Genomic DNA, 15,567 nt, shown 5'->3' with positions numbered 1-15,567 from the left:
CCGTGGCGGAGCCAAACCCGTACCTCGCCAATCCCCGCTGGGTCGTGGCGGAACAGGTCGCCGACGCGGCCCGGCGCCGATATCCGGCGGGGGTGCTGGCGATCGGGGCGCACGGGTCGCTGGCCCACGGCGACGACACCGACACCAGCGACGTCGACCTGGTCGTCGTCACCTACAAGGCGGGCACCGGGCCGCGACCGGTCACCCGCCGGGTGGACGGGATCCTGGTCGACCTCGGGGTGGTGGCCGCCGACGAGTACCTGCAGCACGCCCGCACTCTCTCCACGTCGTGGCCGCTGGCCGCCGACCGGTACGTGACGACCCGCCCCATCTACGACCCGGACGGGTGGCTGGAGCGGCTCCGCGACACCCACCTCGGCCGGCTGGCGGAGGCGAAGTCGCTGGAGTTCACGACGCTGGCCCGGGAGGCGTGGTGCCGGGCCTCCTCGGCGCACGCGCGGGCGGTCCGGCTCACCCAGTGGTACGAGACGGACGCCGCGATGCTGATGATCGGCGAGGCCCGGCTCTCCGCGGCGATGGTGGTGGGGCTGCTCACCCGCACGTACTTTCGCAACAGCGCGGACGCGGTCAAGCGCACCGGCCTGGCCGGCGTCGACATGACCGAGCTCGGCCTGATCCTGCGCGACCAGGCCAAGGAGCTGGCCAACAGAGGCCGCCCGGTCGCCGCCACGGTGCGCCCGGTCTTCGACGCCCGCCCCCGCCCGGTGATCGAAGCTCCCGTCAAGTCGTTCTAGCGACGTGGCGGGAGCTTCGATCACGCGGCGCTGACGCCGATCAGGCTGCCGATGAGGTACGTGGCGGCCGCCGCCGCGGCGCCGAGAAGGAGCTGGCGCAGGCCGCTGCCCCACCACGACCGCTTGGTAAACCGGGCGACCAGCGCGCCGGCCAGGAAGAGCCCCACGCCGCCGACCGCGAGCGCCAGCCACAGCTGGTCGAAGCCGAGCAGGTAGGTCAGCAGCGGCACGACCGCCCCGATCGAGAAGCAGACGAACGAGGACCAGGCCGCGATCCACGGGCTGGGCCGTTCCTCCGGGTCGACGCCGAGCTCCTCGCGGGCGTGGAAGCGCAGCGCCTCCTCCGGGTTGCGCTTGAGCACGGCGGCGACCTCCTCGGCCAGCTCGCGCGGCATGCCCCGGCCGGTCCAGGCCCGCACCAGCTCGTCCGCCTCGGCTTCCGGAAACCGCTCCAGCTCCCGCCGCTCCTTGGCCACCTCGGCGGCCACCTGTTCGTTCTGGGTGCGGACGCTGGTGTACTCGCCGAGCCCCATCGAGATCGCGCCGGCGACCAGGCCGGCCACGCCGGTGAGCACGATGCTCCGCGGCGAGACCCCGCCACCGCCGACGCCGGCGATCAGCGCGATGTTGGTGACCAGACCGTCCATCGCCCCGAACACGGCCGCGCGGAGCCAGCCGCCGGAGACGTCGGCGTGGTGGTTGGGGTCGAGGGCTGCCGGTCTATCGGCCGTCACGGCAAGGTCAGGATCTCGTGCCCGTCGTCGGTCACCACGATCGTGTGCTCGAACTGGGCGGTCCACTTGAGATCCTTGGTCACGACCGTCCAGCCGTCGCGCCACATCGTGTACTCGTGGGTGCCGAGCGTGATCATCGGCTCGATGGTGAACGTCATGCCCGGCTCCATGACCACGTCGAGCTTGGGGTTGTCGTAGTGCGGCACGTACAGGCCGCTGTGGAACGCCTCGCCGATGCCGTGCCCGGTGAAGTCGCGCACCACGCCGTACCCGAAGCGGCGCGCGTACGCCTCGATGACCCGGCCGACGGCGTTGATCGGGCGGCCCGGCGCGACCGCCCGGATGCCCCGCATCATCGCCTCGTGGGTGCGCTCGACGAGCAGCCGCGCCTCCTCGGAGACGTCGCCCACTCCGAACGTGGCGTCGGTGTCGCCGTGCACCCCGCCGATGAACGCGGTCACGTCGACGTTGATGATGTCGCCGTCCTCGAGCACCGTGGAGTCCGGGATGCCGTGGCAGATCACCTCGTTGAGGCTGGTGCAGCAGGACTTCGGAAAGCCCTTGTAGCCGAGGGTCGACGGGTAGGCACCGTGGTCGCAGAGAAACTCGTGCACGACCTTGTCGATCTCGTCGGTGGTGACGCCCGGCTTGCAGTGCTCGCCGGCGAGCTGGGTCGCCTGGGCGGCGAGCCGGCTGGCGACCCGCATCCGCTCGATCGTCTCGGGCGTCTGCACGTGCGAACCGCGCCACTCCTTGGGCCGCTTCTTCCCCACGTACTCCGGGCGGGGAATGCTGGCGGGCACCTGGCGCCAGGGCGAGATCTGGCCCGGCACGAGTGGGGCACGGTCGGTCATGGCATCCACCCTAGCGCCGGCCGTGCGGCGGTTACCGCAACGCCATCTTGCGGGCGTTGGCCGTCTCCACGAAGGCCTCGAAGACCCGGAAGTCGTCGGTGTCCTCGGGGTGCCACTGCACGCCGAGGACGAACGTGCGGCTCGGGTCCTCGACCACCTCGACGAGGTCGTCGCCGGGGCACCAGCCCACCGGCGTGAGCCCGCCCGGGTCGCGCACGCCCTGGTGGTGGTACGAGTTGACGACCAGCTCGTCGCCGAGGATCGCGTGCGCCCGGGATCCCGGCCGCAGGCGGACCGGATGGTGGGCGAACTTGGGGCCGCGCCCGTTGGCACTCGCCCGGCGCTCCGGCCGGTGCCCCTCGTGGCCGAGCACCTCGGGCAGGTGCTGGTGGAGGCGCCCGCCGTACGCGACGGCCATCAGCTGCATCCCGCGGCAGACGCCGAGCACGGGCAGGTCGGCCTCGACCGCCGCGCGGAGCAGGAGCAGCTCGGCCGTGTCGCGCTGCGGCTTGACCTTGGTGGCGGGGTGGGGTGGCTCGCCGTAGAGCGCCGGGTCGACGTCCGAGCCGCCGGTGAACATGATCCCGTCGAGACCGTCCAGCACGTCGGTGTCCGGCGCGTCCGGGGTGATCAGGACCGCCCGGCCGCCGCTCTCGTGCACCGCGTGCACGTACGACAGCGGGAGCACGGCGGAGAAGGTGTCGTTGACGCCAAACCGGGCGTCTTCGGCGTAAGTGGTCAAACCAATCAAGGGCCGCCCCATGGGCCCCAACTTATCGTGACGCCTCCACCAGCGCCCGGAACGGACGGGCGTCCCCGTCCACCTCCGGGTGCCACTGCACGCCGAGCAGGAAGGGGCGCGCCGGGTCCTCCACCGCCTCGATCGTGCCGTCGTCGGCCCAGCCGGTGACCGTGAGCCGCCCGGCGTCGGCGACGCCCTGGTGGTGGTACGAGTTGACCTCGCCGTCGCCGGCCATGATCCGGTCGACGAGGCTGCCGGGGAGGAAGCGGGCGCCGTGCGAGCCGTACTCGCCGGGCGCCGGGCGGTGCTTGTCGTGCCCCAGGACGTCGGGCAGATGCTGGTGCAGCCGCCCGCCGTACGCGACCGCGAGCAACTGCATGCCCCGGCACACGCCCAGGATCGGCAGGTCGGCGCCGACCAGTGCGAACTCCCCCGCGTCTCGCTCGCGGCGCGGGCTGTCGGTGCGCGGGTCGGCCGGCGTACCGTACCGGGCCGGGTCGACGTCGGGGCCGCCGGCGAGGACCAGGCCGTCGAGGACGCGCAGGATCTCCGCACCCGAGGGGTCGGGTGGGACCACGATCGCCCGCCCGCCGGCCGCCTCGACCGCGCGGACGTACGAGTGCGGCAGGAGGGTGGCCGGCACGTCGTGCCACACGCCCCAGGCGGCGGGCTCCACGTACGAGGTGATTCCGATAATCGGACGCATCTGTGCGTTCCTACCCTAGAGCGGGGTCACGTACGCGCCGGTGATGCCGCCGTCGACCACGAACTGGGACGCGGTCACGAACGACGCGTCGTCGCTGGCGAGGAACGCGACCGCGGCGGCGATCTCCTCCGGCTGCGCGAAGCGCCCCATCGGTACGTGCACGAGGCGCCGCGCGGCCCGCTCCGGGTCCTTGGCGAAGAGCTCCATGAGCATCGGCGTCGCCACCGGCCCGGGGCAGAGCGCGTTGACCCGGATCCCCTCCCGGGCGAACTGCACGCCGAGCTCCCGGCTGAGCGCGAGGACCCCGCCCTTGCTCGCCGTGTACGCGATCTGGCTGGTCGCCGCCCCCATCAGCGCGACGAACGAGGCGGTGTTGATGATCGAGCCCTTGCCCTGGCGCCGCATGTGCGGGATCGCGTACTTGCAGCAGAGGTAGACGCTCGTGGTGTTGACCTTGATCACCCGCTCCCACGCCGCCATCCCGGTGACCAGGATCGAGTCGTCGTCGGGGGGCGAGATGCCGGCGTTGTTGAACGCGACGTCCACCCGCCCGTGCCGCGCCACCACCCCGTCGAAGAGGTCGCGCACGGCCGCCTCACCGGTCACGTCGCAGGCCACGAACTCGCCGGCCACCTCGGCGGCGACCGCCTTGCCTTTCGCCTCGTCGATGTCGACGCAGACCACCAGGGCACCCTCGGCGTGCAGCCGGCGGGCGCTGGCCAGCCCGATCCCGCTGCCCGCCCCGGTCACCACCGCGACACGCCCGGCAAGACGCTCCATGCCACTCCTCTCGCTGCTTTGGGTGATCGAAGCTCCCCTCACGTCGCTAGAACGACGTGGCGGGAGCTTCGATCACGATGCGATGAACACGTTCTTCACGTCGGTGAAGGCGTGCAACGCGTCGGGGCCCAGCTCGCGGCCGAGCCCGGACTGCTTCATGCCGCCGAACGGGGTCCAGTAGCGCACCGACGAGTTGGAGTTGACGCTCAGGTTGCCCGACTCCACGCCCCGCGCCACCCGGATCGCCCGCCCCACGTCGCGGGTCCAGATCGAGCCGGAGAGCCCGTACTCGGTGTCGTTGGCCAGCCGGATCGCGTCCGTCTCGCCGTCGAAGGGCAGCACCGACACGACCGGCCCGAAGATCTCCTCCCGCCAGTGCCGCTCGGCCGGCGAGCCGGCGAGCAGCACGGTCGGCGGGTACCAGAACCCCGCGCCGGCCGGGACCGAGCCGGTGAACGCCACCTCCGCACCCTCCACATAGGACGACACGGTGGCCCGCTGCCCGGCCGAGATGAGCGGCCCCATCTGCGCGGTCGGGAGCGCCGGGTCCTCCACCCGGAACGCCCGCACCGCCGGCTCCAGCAGCGCCAGGAACTCGTCGTACACGGATCGCTGGACCAGGATCCGGGACCGCGCGCAGCAGTCCTGGCCGGCGTTGTCGAAGACCGCGGCGGGCGCGGCCGCCGCGGCCGCCGCCAGGTCGGCGTCGGCGAAGACCAGGTTGGCGCTCTTGCCACCGAGCTCCAGCGTCACCCGCTTCACCCGCTCCGCGCAGCCCGCCATGATCCGCTTACCCACCGCGGTGGATCCGGTGAAGCAGAGCTTGCGCACCGCGGGATGGCTCACCAACCGCTCCCCCACGACCGACCCCTTCCCGGGTACGACCGTGAGGACGCCCTCCGGCAGGCCCGCCGCCAAGGCCAGCTCGCCGAGGCGGAGGGCGGTGAGCGGGGTCAGCTCGGCCGGCTTGAGCACCACCGTGTTGCCGGCGGCCAGGGCCGGCGCGAAGCCCCAGCCGGCGATGGGCATCGGAAAGTTCCACGGGACGATCACGCCGACGACGCCCAACGGCTCGTGGAACGTCACGTCGAGCCCGCCCGGCACCGGGATCTGCCGCCCGGTCAGCCGCTCCGGGGCACCCGCGTAGTAGTCGAGCACGTCGCGGACGTTGCCCGCCTCCCAGCGGGCGTTGCCGATCGTGTGCCCGCAGTTGCGCACCTCGAGGTCGGCCAGCTCCGCGAGATGCGCGTCGACCACCGCGGCGAAGCGCCGCAGCAGCCGGGCCCGATCGCCGGGCGAGACCTGGCGCCAGGAATCGAACGCCCCCCTCGAGCGCTCGATGGCGGCGTCGGTCTCGTCGGTCGATGACGACGGCACCGTCGCCACGACCTGCCCGGTCGCCGGGTTGAGCACATCCGTCGTCGTCACAGCCGTTCGAACCCCCGCCGCATCTCCCAGTCGGTCACCGCGGCGTCGAAGGCGGCCAGCTCGACGCGCGCGTTGTTGGCGTAGTGGGCGACGACCTCGTCGCCGAACGCCGCGCGCGCGACGGCGGAAGTCTCCCACAGGCCCACCGCCTCGCGCAGTGACGCCGGCACCCGGGGAGCGCTGGCGTCCTCGTACGCGTTGCCGCCGTACGCCTCCTCCAGCGGCAGCTCGTTCTCGATGCCGTGCAGGGTCCCGGCCACGAGCGCGGCGAGCGCCAGGTACGGGTTGACGTCCGCGCCCGGCACCCGGTTTTCCACCCGCAGCGAGTGGCCGCCGTGCCCGACCAGGCGCAGCGCGCAGGTGCGGTTGTCGATGCCCCAGCGCACGGCCGTCGGGGCGAACGAGCCGGGCTGGTAGCGCTTGTACGAGTTGATGTTGGGTGCGTAGAGGAGGCTCAGCTCGCGCATCGTGGCGAGCAGGCCGGCAAGCGTGCGCTGCCCGACCGCGGAGAGGTGGGCCCTCCCGCCGCTCTCGGCCGCTGGGCCTGGCCTACCGTCGCCGACCATCGCCGCGCCACCCGCGAGGGTACGCAGCGAGAAGTGGATGTGGCAGGAGTTGCCCTCGCGCTGGTTGGGCTTGGCCATGAAAGTGATCGACATGCCCTCCTGGGCGGCGATCTCCTTCGCCCCGTTCTTGTAGATGGCGTGGTTGTCGGCGCAGGTGAGCGCGTCCGCGTACCGGAACGCGATCTCGTGCTGCCCGAGGTTGCACTCGCCCTTGGCGCTCTCCGGCACCAGCCCCGCCCCGGCCATCTCGTTGCGGATCCGGCGCAGCAGCGGCTCGACCCGGGCCGTGCCGAGCAGCGAGTAGTCGATGTTGTAGAGGTTGGCCGGGCTGAGGTCGCGGTAGCCGCGCCGCCACGCGTCCTCGTACGAGTCGCGGTAGAGCACGAACTCGAGCTCGGTGCCGGCGTACGCGGTCAGCCCGTGCTGGGCCAGCCGGTCGAGCTGGCGGCGCAGGATCTGCCGCGGCGAGGCGACCACGTCGCCGGAACCGTCGAGCCACCGCAGGTCGGCCAGGAGCATCGCGGTGCCCGGCTGCCACGGCACCCGGCGCAGCGTGGAAAGGTCCGGCGCCATCGCGAAGTCGCCGTAGCCGCGCTCCCACGACGACATCGCGTATCCGTCCACTGTGTTCATGTCGACGTCGACGGCGAGCAGGTAGTTGCAGCCCTCGCTGCCGTGCGCGACCACCTCGTCGAGGAAGTGGCGGGCGTGGAACCGCTTGCCCTGCAGCCGGCCCTGCATGTCGGTGAGCGCGAGCGCTACCGTGTCGATCTGCCCCGCGTCGACCGCCACGCGCAGCTCTTCCAGCGACAGTGCGGCCCTGCGTACCGTCATGAGAGCGCCTCCGGGAAAAGGTCTGTAGCTATACCAAATCTTCCTGAGCTATAGGCATATCAGGTGAGCAACCCCAGCAACAGCTCTGCCGTGCCGTCGCAGTGCTCCTCCATCAGCGACCGCGCGCCGGCCGGGTCACCGGCGAGGATCGCGTCGACGATCCGGCCGTGCTGGGCGTCGGAGTGGTCGAGGTTGCGCTTGATGACCGGGATCGCGGCGAGCAGCCGGTCGAGCGTGAGCTGCACGTCGGCGACCGCGGCCACCAGCGAAGGGCTGCCGCTCGCCCCGGCGATCGCCAGGTGCAGCCGCGAGTCGGCCACCCGCCGCGTGGCCGGGTCGCGGTCGCGGGACGCGGTGAGGCAGGCGACCAGGTGCTGCCGGTCGGTCGCGGCGAGCGCCCGGCTGGCCGCGAGCCCGGCCGCGCCCGGCTCGACCACCCGCCGGAAGTCGAGCGCGTCGTGCAGCGCGTCGCCCATCTCGCGGGCCAGCTCGGCCGCGTCGCCCCGCCGGGCCAGCGGGGTGACGGTGGCCGCCGTCACCGACTTCCGGCCGGACCTGCCCCGGGCCGGGCTCGACCCGGAGCTGGGCGCGGCGCGACCCGCCCGGACCGAGCCGGCCTCCGGGGCCGAGGCGAGCGGCGCGAGCCGGCCCGCGGAGCCCCGCGGCTGGGCCGGTGGCCGCCCCGCCCGCGAGACGACGAACGTGCCGCCGGTGCGCCCCCGGCGCGACTCGAGATAGCCCGCCTCCCGCAGCGCGCGGATCGCCTCGCGCAGGGTGACCCGGCTGACCTGGAGCTTTTCGGCGAGCTCGCGCTCGGCCGGCAGCCGCTCTCCCTCGGCCACCAGCCCGAGCTTGATCGCCTGGGCCAGCCGGGACACCGTGATCTCGAACGCGTTGCCGCCGCGGACGGGGCGCCACAAGGGCATGGCCGCGCTCCTGGACTCCTGTCCCGGCGGCGCGGCGGCCCCGTCGCTCGGCATCGAACACCCCTCGGGCTAGGCCGGCTGCTCCGCGGCGGCCTCCGGCTCGTCGATCGTACGGCGGGGGCCGGTGAACCATTTGCGGGCCGAGGCGTACCACCAGATCGCCACGAGGACCAGCACACCGCCGACCGCGATCGGCGCGTAGTTCACCGACGACCAGCTGAAGTCGTCGTTGCCGGGCACGCCCGCGGGCACGATCGGCATGATGAAGTACAGCGAGATCACCGCGATCTCGATGACCGCGATCCAGCCGAAGAGCTTGTACCGGCGGCCGAGTGTCCACGGCCCGGGCACGAAGCGGTCGCCCATCCGCAGCCGCAGCGCGATCGGGATGAGGAACGCGAGGTACAGGCCGATGACCGCGACCGATACGACCGCGTAGAACGCGACCGGGATGCCGGCCGGGCTCTGGTACAGCGCCGGCAGGGTGAGGACCAGGCCGGCGATGGTGGCGCCGATGATGGCGTTGACCGGGGTGCCGTTGCGGTCCACCTTGGACCACAGCCGCCAGCCCGGCACCGCGCCGTCCCGGCTGAACGCGTACGTCATCCGGGACATGCTCGTCACGCAGCTCATGCCGCAGAAGAACTGGCCGATGGTGGAGATGATGATGACGGCCTTGAAGAAGAACGGCGTGAGCGCGCTCTCGAAGATGGCACCGGAGAAGCCGCCCGCCTCGTTGATCGCGTCCACATTGGTCGCCGCGAAGAGGAACGAGAGCAGCAGGATCCAGCCACCGATCGCGGAGTAGAAGATGGAGCGCCACAGGCCCCTGGCCGCCGACAGCGCCGCGCCCTTGGTCTCCTCGGACACGTGCGCGCAGGCGTCGAAGCCGGTGATCGTGTACTGGGTGAGCAGGAAGCCCAGCGGCAGGATGTAGAACCAGAACGTCAGCCCGCCCGAGTCGCCGCCGGCGAAGCCGGAGTTGTTGAACTTCTCGGTGAAGACGAACTGCATGCTCTGGTGGTTGTCCGGTACGAAGACGAGGATCAGCACGACCGCGGCGGCGCCCACCACGTGCCACCACACCGAGACGTTCTGCAGGACGTCGATGATCTGGTGGCCGAAGATGTTGATGATCCCGTGCAGCGTCAAGATGATCACGAAGAGCAGGAACGCCTGGTTGAGCGTGCCGGCCCAGCCCTCGAAGAGCGCCGACAGGGTCAGGTTGAGAAACGTCGCGCAGCCGTAGTCGACCGAGGCGGTGACCGCGATGAGCCCGATGAGGTTGAGCCACCCGGTGAACCACCCGTGGATCGGCTTGCCCATCCGCGCCGCCCACCAGTAGATGCCGCCCGCCGTCGGGTACGCCGACACGAGCTCGGACATGCTCAACCCGATGATCAGGATGAACAGCGAGATGAGCGGCCAGCCCCAGCTGATCGCGATCGGGCCGCCATTGTTCCACGCCTGGCCGAACGTGGTGAAGCAGCCGGCCAGGATCGAGATGATCGAGAACGAGATGGCGAAGTTGGAGAAGCCGCTCCACTTGCGGCGCAGCTCCTGCTTGTAACCGAGTTCGGCGAGGCGATGCGCGTCGTCATCCATGGGCTGCTCGGCCGTCGCCGGCGCGGTGGTTGCCATGAGGGATCTCCCTATGTCTACTAAGGATGGAGGGAGGACGTGCGGCCCGCGGCCGCCCGCATGAGCCGGCCCAGGTCCGGTGCGTCCATGTCCCGGCAGGCCTGGCCCCACTTGTCGGCCGCCTCGGCCCAGTAGTCGAACGTCGACTCGGGATCCCGGAGCAAGCCGTGGTGCACGGTGAACCACAACGTCCAGGTGACGTTGGAGAGCAGCAGGTTCAGCCGTACCCGGGCGACCAGAGTGGGCGTGGTCTCGGCGCCGAAGTAGGCGGCGGTGAGGTCGGCCGCCTGGTCCGGGTCGAAGTCGGACTCGGCCGCGATGTCGCCCAGCTCGAACGTCGGGTCGTTGTTTCCAGACAGTTGGTAGTCGACGATCCGGATGTCGCCGGAGACGTCGATGAGGTTTTCCGCCAGCAGGTCGTTGTGGCAGGGCACGGTCGGCAGCGGGAGGACGCCCAGCGCCGCCCGTACGTGCTCCACTGTGGAGAGCCGTTCCAGGTAGCCGTCCGGCAGCGGCAGGTCGTGGTGGCGGCACACGTCCAGCAGCTCGTACAGCTTGCCGATGATGTCGAAGTCGTTGCCGAAGCGAGGCCCGGCGTGCAGGCGCCGGCAGGCGGCCGCGACCCGGCGGATCGTGCTCGCCTCCCGGACCGACGCCGGGTCCAGTGTGCGCCCCGGCAGAAACTCCAGCACCAGCGCGGGAACGTCGGGCAGCACCTCGAAGACCCGCGCGCCGGCGCCCGACTCCGCCGCCAGCCGGGTGTTTTCGATCTCCAACGGCGGGGGAACCCCCAACCCCGCCGCGGAGACCGCGGGTTCGAGCACGCGCAGCACGTAGCTGGCCCCACCCTGCGTGCGCGAGGAGTGAGCTCCGGCGGCCTCCAGCCCCTCCGCGGAGGCCGACGCCTGCGAGCCCCGCAGTCGCGCGCGAAAGGCAGGCTCGGTGTCGACCCGCCAAATGTGGTGCGAAAGGCCGCCCGTCAGCGGCCGGTGGGTGACCGGCTGGCCAGCCCATATCGAGACGCGTCCCAGCACGTCTTCGACATGGATCGTCCGTGCACCCATGGCTGAGTTTCAGCCCGCGGGCTGAGGAGCGTCAATACACGCCAGGTTACGTTTTGAGTGTCCACTCAGCTCTTTTGGTCTGACCAATTAGGTGATACGACTCACGTGTGCGGAAAGAAGCGCGAGTGGTCGTGGTGGGCGGCGGGGTGGCCGGGTGCAGCATCGCGTACCACCTGGCCCGGCTCGGCTGGACCGAGGTCCTGGTGCTGGAGCAGCACGAGCTGACCGAGGGCACCACCTGGCACTCGGCCGGCTTCGTCGGCCAGCTCCGCTCGATGATCAGCCAGACCCGCATGATCATGTATTCGTCGTCGCTCTACGCCGAGCTGCGCGAGCGCACCGGGCTGGACCCCGGCTGGCGGGGCGTCGGCGGGCTGCGGCTGGCCACCACGCCGGAACGCGAGGAGGAGCTGCTGCGGCAGGTCAGCGCCGCGACCACGTACGGCCTGGAGATGGAGCTGCTCTCCCCCGCCGAGGCCGGCTCGCTCCTGCCCCTGCTGGACGTCTCCGACGTGCGCGCCGCCGGCTGGCTGCCCGGCGACGGCTACCTGCGGCCCGAGCCGCTCGCCGCGGCGCTCGCGGCCGGCGCCCGCCAGCTCGGCGTCGAGTTCCGCACCGGAGTGCGGGTCACCGGCGTCGAGGTGGAGCGGGGCCGGGTGCGGGCGGTCCTGACCGACCAGGGACGGATCGCCACCGAGACGGTCGTCGACGCGGCCGGCGCGGCAGCCGGCCACGTCGGGCGCCTCGCCGGAGTCGCCGTCCCGATCGTGCCGATCAAGCACCAGTACGTGGTCTCGTCCGCGCTGGACGCCCCGGACGTCCCCGGCATCCCCACCGTCCGGGACCCCGACCACATCGTGTACTTCCGCGGCGAGGGTGACGGGCTGCTGGTCGGCGGCTACATCCGGACACCCGAGGTGTGCTGGCCGGACGGCGGCGAGGCGCCGCTCGCGACCGCCCGCACGCTCTTCCCGCCCGACCTGCCCAAGTTCGAGGAGTCCTGGGCGAACGCCCGGCGCCGGGTCCCGGCACTGCGGGCGGCCGGGATCGACCGGGTGGTGCACGGGCCGGAGGCGTTCACGCCGGACGGCGAGTTCCTGCTCGGCGAGACGCCGGTGGGCGGTTTCTGGGTGGCGGCGGGCTTCTGCGTGCACGGGCTCGCGGCGGCCGGCGGAGTGGGCAAGGTGCTGGCGGAGTGGATTGTGGACGGCCAGCCGGAATTCGATGTGTCCCATATGGACATCCGCCGGTTCGGGGCGCACGCGGCGAGCCGTTCGTGGGCCACCGCCAAGGCTCTCGACGCCTACTCCCGCTACTACGACGTCGTGTACCCGTACACGGAATGGTCCGCCGGCCGCCCATTGCGCCGCTCCGCGACCTGGCCGCGGCTGGAGCCGCTCGGCGCGGCGCTCGGTGAGAAGGCCGGTTGGGAGCGGGTCAACTGGTTCGCGCCGCCGCCCGGCTTCGTACCCTCGGCGCCCCGCCCGGCCGGCTGGGCCGGACACGTGTGGTCGCCGGCCATCGAGGCGGAGTGCCGCGCGACGGCGGACGCGGCCGGCCTCTTCGACCAGTCCTCCTTCGCCAAGCTCGACGTGCGCGGCCCGGTGTCGTTCCTGCAGCGGATGTGCGCCGCCGACGTAGACCGTCCAGTGGGGACGGTGGTGTACACCCAGCTGCTCAACGCCCGCGCCGGCATCGAGGCCGACCTCACCGTCACCCGGCTGGGCGAGACGCACTTCCGGGTGGTGACGAGCACCGCCTCCGGCGTACGCGACCTGGCCTGGCTGCGCCGCCACGCGCCCGAGGGGGTCGGCGTCGAGGACGTCACCGGCGCGTACGGCTGCCTGTGCCTGTGGGGGCCGGCCGCCCGCGACATCCTCCAGCCGCTGGTCGACGAGGCGCTCGACTTCCGCTTCATGCGGGCCCGGCGGCTGACCGTCGGCCCGGTGCCGGTGCTCGCCCAGCGGGTCACGTTCGTCGGCGAACACGGCTGGGAGCTATACGCGCCGACCGAGTACACGCTGACGCTCTGGGACCTGCTGCTCTCGACCGGCGGCCCGTCCGGGCTGGCCCCCGCCGGCTACCGGGCGATCGACGCGCTGCGGCTGGAGAAGGGGTACCGGGTCTGGGGCGCCGACATCACGCCGGAGACCACCCCGGACGAGGCCGGCCTGTCGTTCGCGGTCCGGACCGAGACCGACTTCCTCGGCCGCGACGCGCTGCTGGCCGCCCGCGCGGCGGGTGGGCCGGCGCGCCGGCTGCGCTGCCTGGTGCTGGACGACCCGCGCACGGTCTGCCTCGGCACCGAACCGGTCCGCGTCGACGGCCGTCCCTGCGGCCGGGTCACCTCCGGCGGCTACGGCTACCGGGTCGGCGCCTCCATCGCGTACGCCTACCTGCCGTCCACAGTGGAGGTCGGCGCGAAGGTCGAGGTGGGGGTCTTCGGCTCGTGGCAGAGCGCCGAGGTCCGCGCCGAGCCGCTCTACGACCCGGCGAACGCGCGGGTACGGGGCGTCTGAGCTAGCCGGTGAAGGAGCGGACCTCGACGTCGTTGAAGGCGACCGTGAACGGCGGCTCGTGGTCGGGGGTCTCCGGGTAGATGCCGAGCACCACGCGGCCCTCGCGAAACGTCGAGTCCTGCACGGTGCCGACCTGCTGCCCGTCCCGTTCCAGCGCGATCGTCGTGCCCTGCATCGACACGCCGACCCGGGTCGGGGTGTCGAGCGCGATCGGCGTCGGGAACGGCATCGTGCGCAGCACCCGCACGGTCGTACCGTCGCCGACGCCGTGGGTGCCGACGTAGAAGCCCTCCGGGCAGACCCGCACGATGTACCCGGCGGCGGCCACGAAGCGAAACCACAGCGCGGCGCAGGCGCCCTCGGAGCGCAGTCGCACGTCCACGGTCATGGAGAAGTCGGTGAGCTGGTCCATCGGGCCGGGGCAGCGGTACGGCCCCTGCTTGCCACGGGTGACCACCAGCGCGCCCTCGAAGGTGCAGGTGGTGAGCTGCGCGTCGTCTTCGCGCAGCTGCCACAGCCGCGGCGCGGTCAGCGGGTCCTGGGCGACGAGCTCGCTGGCCCGGGTCGACGCGGAGGGCGTCGGCGCGGCCGGCGAGCCGGCGCTGGGCGTGGCCGCCGCACCGGACGGAGTGGCGTCGTCGCCGAAGGGGAGCACGCCGGTCGCGATGCCGGCCACGGTCAGCGAGGTGACGAGCACGGCCAGGGCCATCGCGACGTTCGCGAAGCGGCCCCAGCGGCTGCTGCCCCGGGCCGGCGGCGCGGATGGCACCTCCACGGTGACCGGCCCGGCCGGCGGCGGAGCCGAAGGCGGGAGCGCGACACCCATCCCGGCCGGGGCCGGCGGGCCAACAGCGCCGGGCGGGCCGGCCACCGCGGGCGAGGCAGGCGCCATCGCGGACGAGGCCGCGGGCGACGCCGGAGGCGAGGCGGGTGGCAGGAACGCCGTCGGCTGGTGGGTGGGCGACACCTCGGTCGGGCCCGCGGCGACCGTCTTCAGCTCCGGCGGCACGGCGACCGCGGTCATCGCGTGCTCCGGGCGCTGCTCCGTGGCCGCCTGCGCCTCCTCGGCCGCGACCAGCAGGCCCGGCTGCCGGGCCAGCGCTGCGGCCACCGCGGGCGGCTGGTCCGGGCCGGTGGCGAGCAGCAGGTCGAGCAGCGCCCGCGAGGTGGGCCGGGCGGCCGGGTCCTTGGCGAGCGCACGCTCGACCAGGTCGCGTAGCGGCGGCACCAGCCCGCCCAGCTCGGGCGGCTGGGTCAGGATGCGGGCGGCGACCACCGGCGGCGAGTCGGCCGCGAACGGGGTCCGGCCGGTCCCCGCGTACGCCAGCACGGCGCCCCAGGCGAAGACGTCGGCCGCGGGCGTGATGACCTCGCTGGCGTCGCTGCCGAACCGTTCCGGCGCCATGTACGCCACCGTGCCGAGCCACTGGTTCGTCGCCGTGTGGTGGCTCGTCGCCTCGACCGCCCGCGCGATGCCGAAGTCGATGACCTTCGGGCTGCCCGGCGGGAGCAGTACGTTGCTGGGCTTGAGGTCGCGGTGGATCACGCCGGCGCCGTGGATGGCGGTCAGCGCCGTGGCCATGCCGATCGCCAGCGCGTGCAGGTTGGCCGGGCTGAGCGGGCCGCGCTCGGCGACGACGGCGGAGAGGCTGGGGCCGTCGACGTACTCGACCACCAGGTAGGGCCGCTCGTGGTCCGGGTCGGCGTCGAGCACCTCGGCCGTGCAGAACGGCGGCACCTGCCGCGCCCGGTTGACCTCGCTGCGGAAGCGGCGGCGAAACTCCTCGTCCACCGCCAGGTCGGCGCGGATCATCTTGATCGCCACCTGCTGACCGTCGGCGCCACGGGCGAGGTAGACGACCCCCATGCCGCCCTCGCCGAGCCGCCCGACCAGCTCGTACCGCCCCAGTTTTTTCGGGTCGCCCTTGCGCAGCGGCGCAGCACGCGACCCCACATCCCCGTTCACGGCCGTATACCCCCCAGTCAGGGCCCCGACCTCCACGAGACCCAACAGACCA

13 protein-coding genes are annotated in these 15,567 nt (G+C 72.6%); 2 read left to right on the top strand and 11 right to left on the bottom strand.

From position 1 onward, the window contains the following. Positions 1-2: 2 nt before the first annotated feature. Positions 3-755 (top strand): nucleotidyltransferase domain-containing protein, encoded by a 753-nt coding sequence (locus RB614_RS22640; RefSeq protein WP_308714593.1) that lies wholly within the window; start codon positions 3-5, stop codon positions 753-755. A gap of 20 nt (positions 756-775) precedes the next feature. Here RB614_RS22640 and RB614_RS22635 read toward each other — a convergent pair whose 3' ends face one another. From RB614_RS22635 to RB614_RS22590, 10 genes are all read right to left on the bottom strand, one after another. Next, positions 776-1,489, bottom strand: coding sequence for a VIT1/CCC1 transporter family protein (locus tag RB614_RS22635; protein WP_308714592.1), 714 nt, complete (start codon positions 1,487-1,489; stop codon positions 776-778). Next, entirely contained in the window at positions 1,486-2,343 is an 858-nt protein-coding gene (map, locus tag RB614_RS22630; protein WP_308714591.1) for a type I methionyl aminopeptidase, read from the bottom strand. The genes RB614_RS22635 and map overlap by 4 nt, the downstream gene beginning before the upstream one ends. A gap of 31 nt (positions 2,344-2,374) precedes the next feature. Continuing rightward, positions 2,375-3,106, bottom strand: coding sequence for a gamma-glutamyl-gamma-aminobutyrate hydrolase family protein (locus RB614_RS22625; protein ID WP_428983089.1), 732 nt, complete (start codon positions 3,104-3,106; stop codon positions 2,375-2,377). A 10-nt stretch (positions 3,107-3,116) separates the two neighbouring features. Continuing rightward, entirely contained in the window at positions 3,117-3,791 is a 675-nt protein-coding gene (locus RB614_RS22620) for a gamma-glutamyl-gamma-aminobutyrate hydrolase family protein (RefSeq protein ID WP_308714589.1), read from the bottom strand. Positions 3,792-3,806: 15 nt separating this feature from the next. Continuing rightward, entirely contained in the window at positions 3,807-4,571 is a 765-nt protein-coding gene (locus RB614_RS22615; RefSeq protein WP_308714588.1) for a 3-oxoacyl-ACP reductase, read from the bottom strand. 72 nt (positions 4,572-4,643) lie between these two features. After that, positions 4,644-5,999, bottom strand: a complete 1,356-nt coding sequence (locus tag RB614_RS22610; protein WP_308714587.1) for an aldehyde dehydrogenase family protein — start codon at positions 5,997-5,999, stop codon at positions 4,644-4,646. Next, positions 5,996-7,399, bottom strand: a complete 1,404-nt coding sequence (locus RB614_RS22605) for a glutamine synthetase family protein (RefSeq protein WP_308714586.1) — start codon at positions 7,397-7,399, stop codon at positions 5,996-5,998. The genes RB614_RS22610 and RB614_RS22605 overlap by 4 nt, the downstream gene beginning before the upstream one ends. 59 nt (positions 7,400-7,458) lie before the next feature. Then, positions 7,459-8,325, bottom strand: a complete 867-nt coding sequence (locus RB614_RS22600; protein ID WP_308714585.1) for a FadR/GntR family transcriptional regulator — start codon at positions 8,323-8,325, stop codon at positions 7,459-7,461. 69 nt (positions 8,326-8,394) lie between these two features. Next, entirely contained in the window at positions 8,395-9,966 is a 1,572-nt protein-coding gene (locus RB614_RS22595) for an amino acid permease (protein WP_308714584.1), read from the bottom strand. Between the two features lie 20 nt (positions 9,967-9,986). Beyond that, positions 9,987-11,030, bottom strand: coding sequence for a phosphotransferase (locus RB614_RS22590; protein ID WP_308714583.1), 1,044 nt, complete (start codon positions 11,028-11,030; stop codon positions 9,987-9,989). Positions 11,031-11,155: 125 nt separating this feature from the next. Here RB614_RS22590 and RB614_RS22585 point away from each other — a divergent pair, with 125 nt between their 5' ends. Next, complete coding sequence (locus tag RB614_RS22585) at positions 11,156-13,549, top strand: GcvT family protein (RefSeq protein WP_308714582.1); 2,394 nt, start codon at positions 11,156-11,158, stop codon at positions 13,547-13,549. Position 13,550: 1 nt separating this feature from the next. Here the strand turns inward: RB614_RS22585 and RB614_RS22580 are convergent, their stop codons facing one another. Further along, positions 13,551-15,515 carry a serine/threonine-protein kinase gene (locus RB614_RS22580; protein WP_308714581.1) on the bottom strand — a complete coding sequence of 655 codons (1,965 nt, stop codon included), beginning with the start codon at positions 15,513-15,515 and terminating at the stop codon, positions 13,551-13,553. Positions 15,516-15,567: the final 52 nt, after the last annotated feature.

Origin of the sequence: Phytohabitans maris (genome assembly GCF_031085175.1) — a bacterium.
GTDB lineage: Bacteria > Actinomycetota > Actinomycetes > Mycobacteriales > Micromonosporaceae > Phytohabitans > Phytohabitans maris.
This window is presented reverse-complemented; position numbering and strand designations above follow the sequence as displayed.